This is a genomic window from Legionella sp. 16cNR16C (genome assembly GCF_021297775.1).
Lineage (GTDB): Bacteria > Pseudomonadota > Gammaproteobacteria > Legionellales > Legionellaceae > Legionella_C > Legionella_C quinlivanii_A.
In genome coordinates this window covers 61,305-77,458 of sequence record NZ_JAJTMX010000001.1, presented here as the reverse complement: position 1 = coordinate 77,458, position 16,154 = coordinate 61,305, and the positions used below count along the sequence as shown (strand labels likewise).

Here is a 16,154-nt window from a genome sequence, read left to right as displayed (position 1 = left end):
TTAGAGCTGAGCCTGATTCAGGAGATCCTTCACTACGTTCAGGATGACGTACCAGAGGACAGGATGACGTACCGGGTGAGTTACTTCGAAATTTTATTTGAATTGCGGCCCATCCTGATTGCGATGACTCAGCAAATTAGCCAATTGCCACAAACCAGCTACCGATTCATTCTGCTTCAAACTCTCATTGAAAAAGCCGGGCTTTATATCTGCGAGTTGCTCCAGATGGTTGTCTGAACGGTGTGTTCGATATTCACAGTATGCTTGTCGAAAAAAGGGTTCCTGGATATGTAAACGAAAGTATTTTTTTGCCTCCTTGCTGCCATAACTAACAGCCAGATCAAGCCAATCAAAACCGGCATTCATATCGACTTCAAACTTTTCAGGGAGGTCCACTTTAAGATCCGGATTAATTTGCATTTCCAGCTGCTGTCTGTCACCAAAACCAATTAAAGCGATTTTAAACTGTGCCCCGCTGCATAACGGTATTCCATTGAGCGTTTCATTAACATGTTTCGCTTCAGCCAACAGCTCTGCACAAAAATGGTCATATGAAATGCTCTGACGTATCTGTTCAGATTTCACAGCAATCGCTGAATTTTTTTTCTGCGACCTAAGATTAAAGTCCCTTTTCTCGCTGGCTCTTTCTGAACTGGGCATGCTCCATCCTTGCTATTAACAGTTAATCCACTCAACTGTCAATTTACTTCAAAATACGGATGGGAGGCAATATGGTATTGATCACGCCAAAGAACTGCAGGATATAAATAATCAAAACAATTAGTACCAGAATGTTCAAAAGAGATTTAATGGCCGCAGGCATTGGAATAAAAACATTAATCAACCACATGACCAATCCAAAGACAATAATGACTGCAATTAAATTAAGAAGTTCATGCATGATGGCTACTCTCTTAGTGCTAATAATATGATTATAGTACTCTTTTATCATTCTGGAGCAATTAATCATCTATCTATTACTTCTGCCTGCTTCTACCACAATTGGATAAGCTACACTTATAAAAAGGAGCACAAAGGGTAACTAAAGGTGAGTCAATGGAGAAATCCCCAAAACGTATTGGACAGCATTCACCGGCTAAAAAATCAGCAACTTTTGCATCGAGATATGAAGCCTTGCTTCAGGTTGAAAGAAGGATTTTTGAGCTGATTCTTGGAAATACTCCTCTTTCCGCATTATTGGACACGATAGCTTTAGGCATTGAGGAAATCACTGAAGATGCAAAGGTAGCGATTCTTTTATTAGACAAAGACGGCATTCATATTCGTCAGGGTTCCGCTCCTCATTTACCTCCTGTTTACACGAAAACAGTAGACGGAATGGAAATTGGTCCCCAACAGCTTTGTTCCGGTACGGCGATGTTTTCAAAGAAACGAGTGATAGTATCGGATATAAGCAGCAGTGCTTTTTGGGAGGATTACGCTAATTTAGCCGGGGAAAATAATCTGAAAGCCTGCTGGTCGACGCCAGTGCTTGACAGTAATAATAAAGTAATTGCAGCCTTTGCCCTGTATTATGACCATTGCTATGAGCCAACAAAAAACGATTTTGAACTGATTGATCATGCCGGTTATCTGGTAAGAATCTGCATTGAGCTTCATGAAAAAACTAACGCATTACAAACAAGTGAGTCCCGATTTCGTCATGCGTTTCAGGATGCGGCAACTGGCATTGCGATTACTGATTTGAGCGGTCATTTTCTGCAGGTCAATGCGGCTTACTGTGAGATGTTGGGTTACTCAGAGCAAGAGCTCTATGAAATGACATTTATGGATGTTACCCATCCCGATGATAAAATAATTAGCTGGGAACTTACTCGCAGTCTGTTGAATAAGCAGGAAGGACATACCTTTGAAAAGCGTTATCTGACCAAAAACCATGAGGAAATCTGGGTTCGGCTAAGCATTTCAGCACCTCGCGATGAAACCGGACAACCTATTAATTTTATCGCTGTATGCGAAGACATTACGCAGAAAAAAAGAATGCTTAATGAGCTTGAGGAAAACCAATCCTTTCTTCGCATGGCGTCACAGATAAGCCGTACTGGCGCCTGGTCATTAAAACTACCGGAGCAATGCTTTACCTGGTCTGAGGAAGCACAACTTATTCATGAAATGATTGGCTCCTTCAATCCTACACTTGATAATCTAATTAGCCTATATCCCCAAAAGTGTCGCCAAAAGCTCCAGGATGCTTTCGATCAATGCAGGTATAAAGGCATTCCTTTCCAACTTGAATTACCCTTTCTCAGTCCGAAGAACAATCCGCTTTGGATAAAAATTATGGGAGAATCTGCCCGGGATAAATCAGGGCAGATCATTAAGGTCCAGGGAGCTTTTCAAGATATCACTGAGCAAAAAGAGCTCGAAGAAGTACGCCAGGAAACCGAACAGCGGTTCCGCCAGCTAACTGAGAATATTCAGGAAGTGTTTTGGCTAACCAATGCGGCTCATGATCAGATTTTATATATCAGCCCGGCCTACGAACGTATTTGGGGGCGATCTTGTCAGGGTCTTTGTGAAAACCCTCGGCAGTGGCTGGAAGCCATTTATGAAGAAGATCGAAGTAAGATGCTTTCTTTACTCGATGACTCAAGCCAGGGTTATAATCAGGAATACCGAATTATCAGGCCTGACGGTCAAATGCGCTGGATTCATGATCGTTCGTTTAATATTTACGATAGTAAAGGCCAGCTTTACAGGATTGCCGGGGTCGCAGAAGATATCACTGAGAGAAAAGAAGCCGAACAATCGCTTCGAGAAAGTGAAGAGCGCTTTCGCTTGCTATCTGATGCGACCAATGATGCCATCTGGGATCTGAATCTCTTAAATAATTCAATTTGGTGGAATGAAGGCTTTGAAATACTCTTCGGATATCAGCGTAAAGAAATTGTTCCCAATATCAACTCCTGGATGAATTATATTCATCCAGATGATTTCAATCGGGTAATTCAGGGGGTTTTCAAAGTAATTAATGAGGGAAAAACACATTGGAATGCTGAGTACCGATTCCGGCGGAAAGATGGCACTTACGCAATAGTATTTGATCGGGGCAATGTAATACGGGATGACCGCGGAAAAGCTGTACGCATGATTGGCGGCATGACCGATTTAACCGAACGTTATGAGCTCGAAGAGCAGCTTCGCCAATCGCAACGTCTTGAATCCCTGGGGCAATTAACGGGCGGCGTGGCACACGATTTCAATAACATGCTCACGATTATAATGGGTAACGCTGAATTACTGACTGAGCAATTATCCGATAACCCTAGGCTAAATGAAATGGCAGACATGATATACAGCGCAGCTCAGCGAGGAGCGGAGCTGACCAAACGCTTACTGGCGTTTGCCAGACGCCAGGCCCTGGAACCCAAAGTTATAGAATTGAATGTTCTTATGGAAAACATGATGGGTCTCCTGAAACGAACAATCGGCGACAATATCGAATTAAAATTTAAAAAAGAGCCTCAATTATGGCCAACGCTGGTTGACCCATCACAACTTGAAAATGCTATTTTAAATCTATGCTTAAATGCTCGTGATGCCATGCCTGGTGGAGGACAGCTCATTATTGAAACCAGAAACTCCGAATTGGATGAAACGTATGCCGATTCACATACTGAAATCAGGCCTGGACGCTACGCTGAAATTCTGATTTCAGATACTGGCAGCGGAATTGCCCCCGAGCATCTGAACAAAGTGTTTGAGCCTTTTTTTTCGACGAAGCCCAAGGACAAAGGAACTGGTCTTGGACTCAGTATGGTGTTTGGGTTTATCAAACAATCAGGGGGGCACATCAATATCTATTCAGAACCAGGAAAAGGTACCACTGTTGGCCTTTATTTGCCCAAAGCCGATAATGTGGCTATGCCTGAAGAGGAAGCTAAACCTAAATTCATAGCTACAGGACATGAAAAAATCCTTTTAGTAGAGGACAATGAGAAAGTACGCCTTTATGCTTCCGAGCAATTACGTGCCGCAGGCTATGAGGTCGAGGTGGCAGCTAATGGTCTTAGTGCTCTTGAAATTCTCAAGGCACGAGATGATTTTGAATTACTTTTTACGGATATAATAATGGAAGGAGGGTTAAGTGGAACAGAACTGGCCATTTTAGCTCAAAAATTAAGACCCGGTTTAAAAGTGCTATACACCTCGGGCTATCCTGAAGATATTATACGCCATCAGGGGCAATTGACACCCGGTGTTCATTTACTAAACAAGCCTTATCGGCGCGTGGATTTGTTAAACAAGATTAGGGATACATTGAATAGCGTATGAGAAGGAAGACCAGGATGAGTAATCGTTTATTAATTCTGGATGATGATGTAATGATCTGTAAAACCATTCAAAACATTGCACGGTTTACAGACATCGAAGCTCAATATACTACAAATCCAGGGATATTTCTGGATCAGGTTCAGTCCTGGGAACCAGAACTTCTCGCAATTGATTTGATCATGCCTGGAATGGACGGTATTCAGGTTATGACCGAGCTGGCCAGGCATCATTGTAAATCCAAGATACTTATTACCAGCGGAGTAGGCAGTCGGGTATTGGATGCTGCCCAGAGAACCGCCTATGAGCACGGTCTAAATGTAGTGGCAGTACTTCCCAAACCTTTCTCATTAACTGATCTGAGAAAATTATTAACTCAGCTAACCACCTCAGTTAAAAAACCTCCGTCTAACTATTTCGGTTTAATTAAAAAGAAACCGGAACTTCTATTAAAAAGCGATCTATCCAATGCTCTGGAGCAAAAAGAGATTTATGTGGTATATCAGCCCAAGATTGACTGCAAAACTCAGGAATTAAAAGGATTTGAAGTATTAAGCCGCTGGGTTAACACCCGTTTTGGCATTGTACAGCCAGATCGCTTCATACCTTTTGCTGAATCCTGTCACCTGATTGATGGCATTACCTATGAGGTGCTGGACCAGGCCTTGCACTGGTTTAGCGACATCATTTCAGGTCCAGTCTATAAACAATATCTTTCAGAAAAAACAATTAAAAACCTGAAACTTTCCGTTAATATCTCGACTTCCTCCCTGAAAAATACCGCTTTGTTTGAACAATTAAGTGAAAACATCAAAAAGCTTGGGCTCGAGCCTAATTGTTTGATTCTGGAACTGACAGAAACCGCAGCAATGGAAGATCCGGTTGCATCTCTGGAAATTTTGACACGTCTGAGAATGCAGGGTTTTGAATTATCCATCGATGATTTCGGAACAGGCTTTTCCTCCATGTTGCAGCTGGTACGCCTGCCTTTCTCGGAAATCAAAATTGATAAATCCTTTGTCATTAATGCAAAACACTCTCTGGAATCCAAAGTAGTGATCAAATCGATAGTGGATTTAGGTAAAAGTCTGGGCTTACAGACCACAGCAGAAGGACTCGAAGATAAGGATACACTCGACTATTTATGCGAGATAGGTTGCGATCAGGCCCAGGGATACTACATCTCTCATCCTCTGGTTGCCAGGGAAATACTTGAATGGATCAAGAACGGCCAATCATATTTTCGACAAAATGACCAAATTATGCAAAGTTAGCAAAAAATATTGATTTAAATTTAAAAGCTGCTATCTTATACAATACGTTTGAGCCCGAAGGATGACTCAGTGACGAAAACGCCCGATTTTTTTGACTTCTCCCTTCTCTCCAGGGATGATATCGCTCGGCTCCTGAATCAATTTAATATCCGCCTGACTGTCGACGAAGCACTTACCATACAAAACGACTTTTTAAAACGCCCCCCTACTTATGCAGAATGTATCTTGTGGTCCATCCAGGGCTCGGAACATTGCTCTTATAAAAGCAGCAGAATACACCTGAAACAATTTGTCACTGACGGCCCTCATGTCATACTCGGTCCAAAAGAAGATGCCGGTATTATTTCCGTCGCCACCGATAAGCAAGGCAAACGCTATGGCATTGTGATGAGTCATGAATCGCATAATCATCCCTCTCAACTCGTTCCCTATGAAGGTGCTGCAACCGGAGTGGGAGGTAATGTACGGGATGTATGCTGTATGGGGGCTGAAGTGATTGCCGTGGCAGACAGTCTGCGATTCGGGGCCATCGACCGGGCGAAAACCAAATGGATTCAGGAAGGTGTAGTCCGGGGAATTGCAGGCTATGCCAATCCATTGGGGATCCCGAATCTTGCTGGTGATGTCGCTTATGACGAAGGTTATAATGAAAATTGCCTGGTTACCCTGGTGACTTTAGGTGTGGTGCGCGAGGATCAGATCATTCATTCCCACGCTCCTGCTGATGCAAAAGACTACGTGTTTATTCTGGTTGGAAAGCCGACAGATAATAGTGGTTTTGGCGGCGCAGCATTTGCCTCATCGACCCTAGACAGCGAACAAGAGAATGAGAATAAAGGTGCAGTACAAGAGCCTAATGCCTTTTTGCAGCGCCATATTCTGAAAGCCAATTATGCTATGTTTGAACAGTTGAGAAACGACAATCTGATTGCTCATGTCGGATTTAAAGATCTGGGAGCCGGCGGAATTGCCTGTGCCAGTGTTGAGCTGGCTGATGCCGGTGGTTTCGGTGCTGAAATTGATCTTGAAAAAGTTCCAACGAGTATAGCTGATTTACTGCCGGCAGTTATCTTGTGCTCTGAAACACAGGAACGCTTTATGTGGGTGGTTCCCGAGTCTCTCGCTGACCGATTCCTGCAACATTACAATATCCGTTTTGCTCTGCCCGATATTTGCGACGGCGCTCAGGCGACCATCATAGGGAGACTGCGTTCAGACGATCAATATATCGTTAAATATAACAATCAAACGATAGTTCAGGCAAAGGCCGGAGACATCACCCAAGGGATCCTTTACTCAAGACCTCATGAAAAGAATCAACGCGAATTCGATAGTTCTGAAATCACCCCGCCATCTGACTTCAATACCGCGCTGATTGAGCTATTAGCGCATGAAAATATCGCATGTAGGGAGCCTGTTTATGAAACTTACGACAAACAGGTTCAGGGCCGCACCTGGCTGGAGCGCGGTGAAGCTGCCGCAGGTGTTTTGACCCCCTTTAACGAAGATAAATACCCGGTTGAAATTCGTAAAACAGGCGTTGCCCTTTCAGTGGCTCAAAACCCTGCCTATTGTAAAATTGATGCCTACTGGGGTGCGGTCAATGCTGTTGTGGAAGCCGCGCGCAACATTGTTGCAACTGGTGCCTGGCCTGTTGCTCTGACAGATTGCTTATGCTTTGGCAATCCGGAAAAACCAGAACAAATGGCAGAGCTTATTGAAGCTATACGAGGTATTGTTGATGCTTCAAAAGCAATTCCAGTTATTGATTATCCTCAGTTCAACCTGCCGATTATATCGGGGAATGTCTCGCTTTATAACGAATCTACCAAAAGCTCTATTCCACCCAGCCCCATTATTAGTTGCGCTGGAGCTATGCCGGATGCAGGCAAGGCCTTAACACATTCCTTTCAACAAGCCGGTTCGATCCTGATTCTGGTGGGTGCACGGCGTGACGAATGCGGGGGCAGTGTTTACTATCAGACACAGCACAAACTGGGTAATAGCTTACCCAAACCTGATCTGGAAAAAGTAGGACAGGAATTTATTGCAGTCTATCAGGCTATTCAGCAGAGCCTGATCCTCTCGGCATCAGTAATTTCCCGAGGAGGCATCGCGACTGCACTGGCGCAAATGAGCTTTAGACCTGGCATCGGTGCTGAGGTGCATTTAACAGATCCGCTTGCCGCCGATAAATTACTATTTGCAGAAACCGGTGGTTTTATCCTGGAAGTATCCCCTGATGATCTTGAGGCTATTCTTAATTTATTTGCTGAATATCAAGTTAATCCCCAGGTTATTGGTAAAACTACCCAGGCGTCCTGCTTAAAAATTAACTCTCTGATTAATCTGGCTGTCGAAGACGCTCGTTCGGCCTGGACTAATGGTTTACGCAAAAGGCTTTTATCATGACAAGCATCGATTATAAAACAGCAGGTGTGGATGTAGAGGCAGGTAATCAGGCCGTTAAGCGTATCAAAAATGCAGTTGAAAGTACTTTTTCCAAACAGGTTTTAACCGGTATCGGCAATTTCGCCTCCATGTATGATTTAAAATCTCTGCTGGAACATTATAGGCATCCTGTGCTGGTACAAAGCATCGATGGCGTAGGAACCAAAATGATGGTTGCCAGAATGATGCAAAAATTTGACACTATTGGTATGGATTTGGTGAGTGCTACTGCCAACGACATTATTGTTTTAGGCGCCAAACCGCTGACCTTGCTGGATTACATTGCAAATGACAAATTAAATCCTTTAATTATTGAGGATATTATCAAAGGCATGGTGAGTGCCTGCCGTGATAATGATATTTCACTGGTCGGTGGCGAGATGGCAGAAATGCCGGGAACCTATTGTCCAGGCGAGCTTGATCTTGTGGGTATTATTACTGGCGTTGTAGAAAAAGACAAAGCGATTTTAGGACAAACTATCTGTGAAGGCGATATTGTCGCCTGTTTTGCCTCAAGCGGGCTTCATACGAATGGCTATACTCTGGCCAGGAAATTATTTTTTGATGTCGCCGCTTATGATGTGAACTCTCATTTCCAGGATTTTGATCAAAGCCTTGGTGAAGAGCTGCTGACCCCGCATATCAACTATACCAAACCGATTCTGCATCTGCTTGATAATAATATGCCCATTAAGGGAATGGCGCATATTACCGGTGGCGGCTTGCTTGAGAACCTTCCACGGGTATTGCCGGCTGGCTGTGCTGCGCAAATAAACAAAAATAAGATACCCCAACTCCCTCTGTTCAATCTGCTGCGACGCCTTAGCCGTTTAGATGATCAGGAACTCTATCGTACGTTCAACATGGGTGCGGGAATGGTTTTGGTTTTTGCGCCTGAGGCCCAAACAGCCATTATCGAAACTTTAAAGGCATTTCCTGATTTCCCCCTGTATGAAATCGGGCGTATCACTAACGGCAACAGAGAGGTCACTCTACTATGATCCGCATCGGCCTGATTCAATTCCCTGGTTCAAACTGTGAACGGGAAACTGCTCTGGCAATCAAACGGGCCAAAATGGAGCCTGTAGAATTTTTGTGGAACGAACCGCTGCATAAGCTGGAAACCCTGGATGGTTATGTCCTAATAGGTGGCTTTTCCTATGAAGATCGTTCGCGGGCAGGAATTATCGCAGCACTTGATCCTGTTTTGAATGACATAAAAAAGCAAAGTTTAAAGGGAAAACCCGTTTTAGGAATTTGTAATGGCGCACAAATTCTAGTCGAATCAGGCATGATCCCTGGCTATGGGGAAATCGCGCTTACTGAGAATAAACGTATACAGGAAGGTAAGATTCTAGGCACAGGGTTCTACAACAGTTGGGTCAATATGCGTTTGGCTGATAATTATCAACGCAATGCCTTTACCCGTTTTCTCGATTCAAAAACCATCGTTCATTTACCGGTTGCACATGCTGAAGGCCGGTTTATCATGCCTGAATCCTTGTTACAGTATCTGCAGGAAAATGGCTTATGCCTTTTTCGCTACTGCGACGAACAGGGCCAAATCATCGATCATTTCCCCATTAATCCCAATGGCTCACTACACAATATTGCCGCCATTTCCAATGAAGCAGGCAATGTGATGGCGATGATGCCTCATCCCGAGAGAACAGAAAATGGCGATGCAATTTTTCATTCAATGCGTGAATATATCAGCGAAGGCAGTAAACCTAACACAAACTATAGCAAGCGATCTGTTCCTGAAATTTCTATTCAAGCTTATCAGCCTCAAAGAGGCTCTAAAGAATATCTAATTCAGCTGAATATCACAGATAATGAGGCTCTTACTGTTCAAAAAACCCTCGAAAAAATGGGGTTTCCCGTTAAAGTCAGACGTTTTGATCATTGGGAAATTCTTAGCGAATCGGCCAGTCAGCTCGAACGCGTCCAATCAAGTGGAGTTTTATTCTGCGAACGGAAAGAACAAATTTATAAACCTGCGTCCTATACTGAACAAAATAACAGTTTCTCCTGTCTGGTACGAACTAAAGAGGATTTGATAGGTCAGCAAGCCAAACAGACGCTCGATGCTCAACAGGATACAGATACAGGACTTAAGATAAGGCATGGAGTAGTCTGGCAGTTTCATAGCGATACGCTGCCTGTCAGTCAGTTTTTTAAAGATATTTTATCAACTAACATATTAGGGAACCGGTATGCTCACGAATACTTCAACTATGACTTCCCGCTATTTGGAAGAGATACGCGCTGAACAAGCTTATGTTCTGGATCAGACTAACCTGCCAGTAGGTAAGAAGTACACAGGCAAGGTCAGAGATTCCTATGATTTGGGTGAATATCTTTTGCTGATTACCACCGATCGACTGACCGCCTTCGACAGACCTCTCGCTCTTATCCCCTGCAAAGGACAAGTACTCAATCTAACCAGTGCCTGGTGGTTTGAGCAAACCAAAGACATCGTTCCCAACCATCTCGTCGCCATTCCAGATCCCAATGCAGTCATTGCAAAAAAATGCCAGGTTTTTCCTATCGAATTTGTAATGCGAGGCTATATTACTGGCACCACCGATACCTCTCTCTGGACCCAATACAATAAAGGAGTCCGAAATTATTGCGGTATTTCCTTTCCAGAAGGTCTGAAAAAGAATCAGATATTAGAGGAACCAGTTCTAACTCCAACCACCAAGGAAAAAGTTCATGATAGACCAATCTCCCCCGAAGAGATTATTTCCGAAGGCTGGATGAAAGAGGAACACTGGCAACAGGCCAGCGTTTTAGCAAAGAAATTGTATGCACGAGGTGTTGAAATTGCCCGCAAGCATGGATTAATACTGGTAGATACCAAATATGAATTTGGTCTGGACTCTTCAGGCAAAGTCATTGTGGTGGATGAAATTCATACTCCGGACTCAAGCCGTTACTGGTTGGCCAATACTTATGAGCAACGTGTTGCTGAGGGTCTTGAGCCGGAAAACATTGATAAGGAATTTTTGCGTCTGTGGTTTGCCAAAAATTGTGACCCTTATAAAGATAATGATTTGCCAAAAGCGCCCCAGGAATTAGTCGAGCAGCTGTCTCTACGATACATCCAATTGTATGAAATGATCACTGGCCGCCCATTTGAGTTCCAAAAACATCACGAAACAGCAGAAAAACGCATATTGCATAATATCGCTGATTATATAAGGTAGTCGATTATGTGTGGGATTGTCGGAATTATCAGCCAGGAACCCGTAGCCAACGAGTTATTTGACAGCCTGATTCACCTGCAGCATCGCGGCCAGGATGCGGCGGGAATTTTAACCTGTGACGAGCGTTTCTATTCACGCCAGGGCTTAGGCCTGGTTCGAGAGATTTTTAATCAGAAAAACGTCAGCAGTCTCCTTGGAAACATTGGCATTGGGCATACCCGCTATCCCACAGCGGGTGGTTATACCAATACCGACATTCAGCCTCTCTGGATTGGCAGCCCGCGCGGCATAGCTATGGCACACAATGGCAATCTCACTAATTACCAGGAATTAGCCGAGCAAATTCGGTTTAAACAAAAACGCCATCTTAATTCATCACTGGATTCAGAAGTACTTCTGCTTACATTGGCTGATCAGTTGGCAAATTCTTATTTTGACGAAGATGATGAGCGCTTTTTTGAAGTGCTTTGCAGAGCGGTGGAATTCATTTCCTATTATGTGAAAGGCGCTTATTCCATTGTTAGCGTGGTCATTGGAAAGGGGCTGGTTTGTTTCCGCGACCCTCATGGCATTAGACCCCTTGTCTGGGGTTCTCGTGAGGGCTTATTCGGCAAAACCGATTACATCTTTGCTTCTGAAACCACTCCGTTTTATGCCTTGGGTTTTAAAGAGGAAGGTGATGTATTGCCTGGAGAAGTTGTTTATGTCAGTCAATCGGGGCAGATGTTTCGCCGTGTTATCAATAAAAGAGAAACCGAATTCAGGCCCTGCGTCTTTGAATATGTCTATTTCTCCCGACCCGACGCTACAATAAATCATATTAATGTGTACCGCGCCCGTTTACGGATGGGCCAAAATTTATGTAAACAATGGAAGGCCCAATACCCTGATATTATTCCTGATGTGGTCGTGCCGGTTCCCTTTACTGCGAATACAGCCGCATTGTCTTTCGCCCGGGAGATGGGCGTTCGTTATACCGAGGCACTTTATAAAAATCCTTTTATTGGCCGCACATTCATTATGCCTAATGTGAAAGCACGCAAGCGTAATATTCGCTACAAACTAACTCCTTTACGAACCGAAATACAAAATAAATCGGTCCTCATTGTTGACGATAGTATTGTTCGCGGCGCTACCTCTCGTGAAATTGTAAAAATGATAAAAGAAATGGGGGCAAAGAAAATTTATCTGGTGTCCACCTGCCCTCCGATTAAATATCCCTGCTTTTATGGTATTGACATTCCAAGCTCTCAGGAGCTGATTGCGGCCAATAAATCTGAAGAAGAAATAGCCAATGAAATCGGTGTGGATATTTTACTGTATCAATCCTCTGAAGATTTAATAGAGGCAGTCACCCGACGCGGCGATCACAACATCAAAAAACCCTGTATGTCCTGTATGGATGGTGAATACTTTTGCAAATCAATTACACCGGAAAAAATAAAAGAGCTTGAATTACAAAGGGCTAAGGATAAGGCGAAGAAGTGAGCAGTTCTCCTTAAAATCCTCTCTCCCCTCAGGGGAGAGAGCCAGAGAGAGGGGTTAAAACCAACAACCCTCACCCTAGCCCTCTCCCAGCTTGGGAGAGGGATTTTTTCTGAGAAAAGAAACATTGTTATAAATATCAAAAATAGGAAAAAATTGCTGTGAAAATTCTGATTATCGGTTCAGGTGCCCGTGAGCACGCCATTGCTAGAGCCTTGCATCGCTCACCCCAACAACCTTTAATTTATTGCATTGGTTCTTCTGTTAATGCCGGCATCAAGCAATTGACTCAAGACTATCTGGCAGGCGATATAACTGATTGTGGCCAGGTTGCTCATCAGGCACATGAATGGGCCATTGATCTATGTATCATTGGACCAGAGGCTCCTTTGGAAATGGGACTTGCCGATGCGCTATGGCAAATAGGCATTGCAACCATTGGACCCAAGAAAAGTCTGGCCCGCATTGAAACCAGTAAAGAGTTCGCAAGAAACCTGATGCAAAAATACAATATCCCGGGTTTGCCCGTTTACAAAACATTTAACTCAATATCAGGCGTAGAGCCCTTTCTTGATTCCTTAAACAATAATTATGTGATCAAAGCCAATGGGCTGATGGGTGGTAAAGGGGTCAAGCTTTTTGGAGAGCATCTTCATTCAAAAGAAGAAGCGCTGTCTTTCTGTGAGCAAATTCTCGCAAAAAAACAGTCCATTATTATTGAAGAAAAGCTGGAAGGCCAGGAATTCTCATTTATGTGCTTTGCAGACGGTGTTCGCTTGTTTCCAATGCCGCTGGTTCAGGATCATAAGCGAGCCTTTGCAGGTGACGAAGGCCCCAATACCGGGGGAATGGGAAGCTATTCCGACGCCAATCACAGTCTGCCCTTTCTATCAAAAAATGAAGTTCAAACCGCTCTGGCTATTAATAATGCGGTATACCATGCATTAACATTAGAATGCCAGGATAAATACATTGGCTTTTTGTACGGGAGCTTTATAGCGACAGCAGAAGGGGTTTACGTGATTGAGTTCAATGCGCGCATGGGCGATCCTGAGGCTTTAAACGTTTTATCGATACTTGAAAGTGATTTTGTAACGCTTTGTGCCGCAATGGTTACAGGCCGATTGGATCTGACCGATATTCATTTTGCTAATAAAGCGACTGTTTGTAAATACGCGGTACCTGAAGGCTATCCGGATAAGCCTTTAAATAATTTTGAAATTGATATTCATTCCGTCACGAATCCCGATAATCTCTATCTTGGCGCAGTGAATCAGATCAATGATCGAACCGTCGCTACAGGCTCCCGAACAGCGGCTTATGTAGGCATTGCAAATACCATCTATCAGGCAGAATTTCTTGCTGAAGCTGAAATTTCCCGAGTAGGCGGCTCCCTTTATCATCGTAAAGATATAGGAACTGCAGCCTTGATTGAACAGCGTATCACTCACATGCAAAGGTTGAAAGCTCAATGATAAACCTGGCAGTCCTCGGTTCAACAAGAGGCAGCAATTTGCTGCCCCTTCTCGCTGCCAGTAAAGATGGCCGGATGAAGGCACAAATCAAATTGGTATTGAGCAATAAAAATGATGCCCTGATTCTTCAAAAAGCGAAGGATAATGGGATACCGAATTATTTTTTAAGCCCGGCGGGGATGAGCCGTGAAACTTATGATGAGCAAATATCTGATTTACTGCAATCCCATTCCATTGATTTAATCGTTTTAACCGGTTACATGCGAATTTTATCGGCTAAATTTGTAAGAGCATGGCCTAATCAAATTATAAACGTACATCCCTCCCTGTTACCCGATTTTCCGGGTTTAATGGATCTGGAGGTACACAAGGCAGTTCTTGCCGCAGGCAAGCGTGTTTCTGGCTGCACTGTCCACTATGTCAGCGAAGAAGTGGATGAGGGACCTATTATTTGTCAGCTCAAATGTCCCGTGCTTCCTTATGATACGCCTGAATTATTGAAAACCAGGCTGCAGGCATTGGAAGCAAAGGCATTGATACGAGCAGTAAATGCGCATACATTAAATATGCAAGCAAAGTGTTTATAGAACATGTCCTCCCGCGCGGGAAGGCATTGTTGCGCAAATAGAACCAGGCAACTAAGTTGTCGTCTTTGCGAACGAAGTGAAGCAATCCAGATCAAACCCTTGAGCTGGGTTATGAGCTGCTTCGCTAACGCTCGCAAAGACAGCTTTTTCAGATTTATTTTCCTTTACGCAACAATGCGGCGCGGGAATGACACAGTTTAATAAGCTCTCTGCTAAAATTGAGTTTTAACAATTAAAAAAAGGATCGATATGTCAACTCCACTAGTTGCTGTTCTTATGGGCTCCAAATCGGACTGGACAATTATGGAAGAAGCAAGCAAAACACTTGAAGGCTTGCTTATACCGCATGAAGTCCGGGCTCTCTCCGCGCATCGCACTCCTGATGCCTTATTCAGTTATCTTAAAGAAGCCGAGGAAAGCGGTGTTGAGGTATTTATAGCTGCGGCCGGTGGAGCTGCACATTTACCAGGGGTGGTTGCTTCCAAAACATTATTACCGGTTTTAGGTGTGCCTATGCCCTCTTCCACCTTCACCGACGGTCTTGACGCCCTGCTTTCTATTGTACAAATGCCAGCAGGTATCCCAGTAGGAACTTTAGCAGTGGGTAAAGCCGGTGCAGTCAATGCGGCCATCCTGGCGGCATCAATTCTGGGTAATAAATATCCGGAATATCGAAAAGCTGTTCAGAAGCACAGAGATGAACAAGCTCGAAAAGTATTGGATAACTCAATCATACGTTGAGCGGGCAGAGCCCGGTTGCAAATAACCGGGCTTATGATTATCCATTCGTTGTTTCATCATCAGAATAAGGCAAGATTGTTACCCCGGTTCCAATCGTCATGAATTGCTCGTTCAGCCATTTGGCTGCACTTGGAAATACTCGTACACAGCCATGACTTGAGTTGCCATAAGGCACTTCATATCCCGCATGAATTGTAAACCCGCGATAGAAGTACATACAATAAGGCATTTTTGCCCCGCCGGTTGTTTCTACTGGATACTCACCAGAAAGACAATTAATGCCTCGCTTATTATAAACGCGGAATGTACCGGTGACTGTACGGCAAGGCTGGCCGACATCCTCACAGAAGTCTTTACCTCCAGAAGCAGCCCCAGTCATAACCCGATTGCCCTCTTCATCATAAGCGGCCCATGCATAGGCTTTCGGGTCGAAAATAAATTGCTTTCTGCCTGTAGCCGTCGCTTTAACGGGAAAATGATCACGTCCTCGTTTGTCTTTTGTATAGTGAATCGTATGGTGAACCTTTCCGGCATCATCCGTAATATAGGTTGACTCATCAAATTCAACGCAGCCGGTCAACCCTACGGAGCAGGCTAGCCCCAGCCAAAACAACTTATTCATATTTAGAAATCTCC

Annotated in this window: 13 protein-coding genes; 10 read left to right on the top strand and 3 right to left on the bottom strand. The window is 43.9% G+C overall.

Going from position 1 to position 16,154, the window contains the following annotated elements; all coding sequences use genetic code 11:
- Window positions 1–93: 93 nt before the first annotated feature.
- A complete protein-coding gene (locus LXA66_RS00355; protein ID WP_233011450.1) occupies window positions 94–660 on the bottom strand; it encodes a hypothetical protein in 567 nt (188 codons plus the stop codon).
- A gap of 43 nt (window positions 661–703) precedes the next feature.
- Complete coding sequence (locus LXA66_RS00350; protein ID WP_058508722.1) at window positions 704–901, bottom strand: Thivi_2564 family membrane protein; 198 nt, start codon at window positions 899–901, stop codon at window positions 704–706.
- 155 nt (window positions 902–1,056) lie between these two features.
- Here LXA66_RS00350 and LXA66_RS00345 point away from each other — a divergent pair, with 155 nt between their 5' ends.
- The 10 genes from LXA66_RS00345 to purE all read left to right on the top strand — a co-directional run bounded on the left by LXA66_RS00345 (window position 1,057) and on the right by purE (window position 15,518).
- Window positions 1,057–4,296 (top strand): PAS domain-containing protein, encoded by a 3,240-nt coding sequence (locus LXA66_RS00345; protein ID WP_233011449.1) that lies wholly within the window; start codon window positions 1,057–1,059, stop codon window positions 4,294–4,296.
- A gap of 14 nt (window positions 4,297–4,310) precedes the next feature.
- Window positions 4,311–5,567: an EAL domain-containing protein gene (locus tag LXA66_RS00340; RefSeq protein ID WP_233011448.1), complete on the top strand. Its 1,257-nt coding sequence runs from the start codon at window positions 4,311–4,313 to the stop codon at window positions 5,565–5,567.
- A gap of 69 nt (window positions 5,568–5,636) precedes the next feature.
- Window positions 5,637–7,979 carry a phosphoribosylformylglycinamidine synthase subunit PurL gene (gene purL / locus LXA66_RS00335; protein WP_233011447.1) on the top strand — a complete coding sequence of 781 codons (2,343 nt, stop codon included), beginning with the start codon at window positions 5,637–5,639 and terminating at the stop codon, window positions 7,977–7,979.
- Window positions 7,976–9,019 carry a phosphoribosylformylglycinamidine cyclo-ligase gene (purM, locus tag LXA66_RS00330; RefSeq protein ID WP_233011446.1) on the top strand — a complete coding sequence of 348 codons (1,044 nt, stop codon included), beginning with the start codon at window positions 7,976–7,978 and terminating at the stop codon, window positions 9,017–9,019. The genes purL and purM overlap by 4 nt, the downstream gene beginning before the upstream one ends.
- Window positions 9,016–10,290, top strand: a complete 1,275-nt coding sequence (gene purQ, locus LXA66_RS00325) for a phosphoribosylformylglycinamidine synthase I (RefSeq protein ID WP_233011445.1) — start codon at window positions 9,016–9,018, stop codon at window positions 10,288–10,290. The genes purM and purQ overlap by 4 nt, the downstream gene beginning before the upstream one ends.
- Window positions 10,235–11,230, top strand: a complete 996-nt coding sequence (locus LXA66_RS00320) for a phosphoribosylaminoimidazolesuccinocarboxamide synthase (RefSeq protein WP_370637105.1) — start codon at window positions 10,235–10,237, stop codon at window positions 11,228–11,230. The genes purQ and LXA66_RS00320 overlap by 56 nt, the downstream gene beginning before the upstream one ends.
- Before the next feature lie 6 nt (window positions 11,231–11,236).
- Entirely contained in the window at window positions 11,237–12,718 is a 1,482-nt protein-coding gene (purF, locus tag LXA66_RS00315) for an amidophosphoribosyltransferase (protein WP_233011444.1), read from the top strand.
- A 158-nt stretch (window positions 12,719–12,876) separates the two neighbouring features.
- On the top strand, window positions 12,877–14,190 hold the full coding sequence (purD, locus tag LXA66_RS00310; RefSeq protein ID WP_233011443.1) for a phosphoribosylamine--glycine ligase: 1,314 nt from the start codon (window positions 12,877–12,879) through the stop codon (window positions 14,188–14,190).
- Window positions 14,187–14,777, top strand: coding sequence for a phosphoribosylglycinamide formyltransferase (gene purN, locus LXA66_RS00305; RefSeq protein WP_233011442.1), 591 nt, complete (start codon window positions 14,187–14,189; stop codon window positions 14,775–14,777). The genes purD and purN overlap by 4 nt, the downstream gene beginning before the upstream one ends.
- Before the next feature lie 249 nt (window positions 14,778–15,026).
- Window positions 15,027–15,518, top strand: coding sequence for a 5-(carboxyamino)imidazole ribonucleotide mutase (purE, locus tag LXA66_RS00300; RefSeq protein WP_112219964.1), 492 nt, complete (start codon window positions 15,027–15,029; stop codon window positions 15,516–15,518).
- A gap of 37 nt (window positions 15,519–15,555) precedes the next feature.
- Here the strand turns inward: purE and LXA66_RS00295 are convergent, their stop codons facing one another.
- Entirely contained in the window at window positions 15,556–16,140 is a 585-nt protein-coding gene (locus tag LXA66_RS00295) for a L,D-transpeptidase (protein ID WP_112219963.1), read from the bottom strand.
- Window positions 16,141–16,154: the final 14 nt, after the last annotated feature.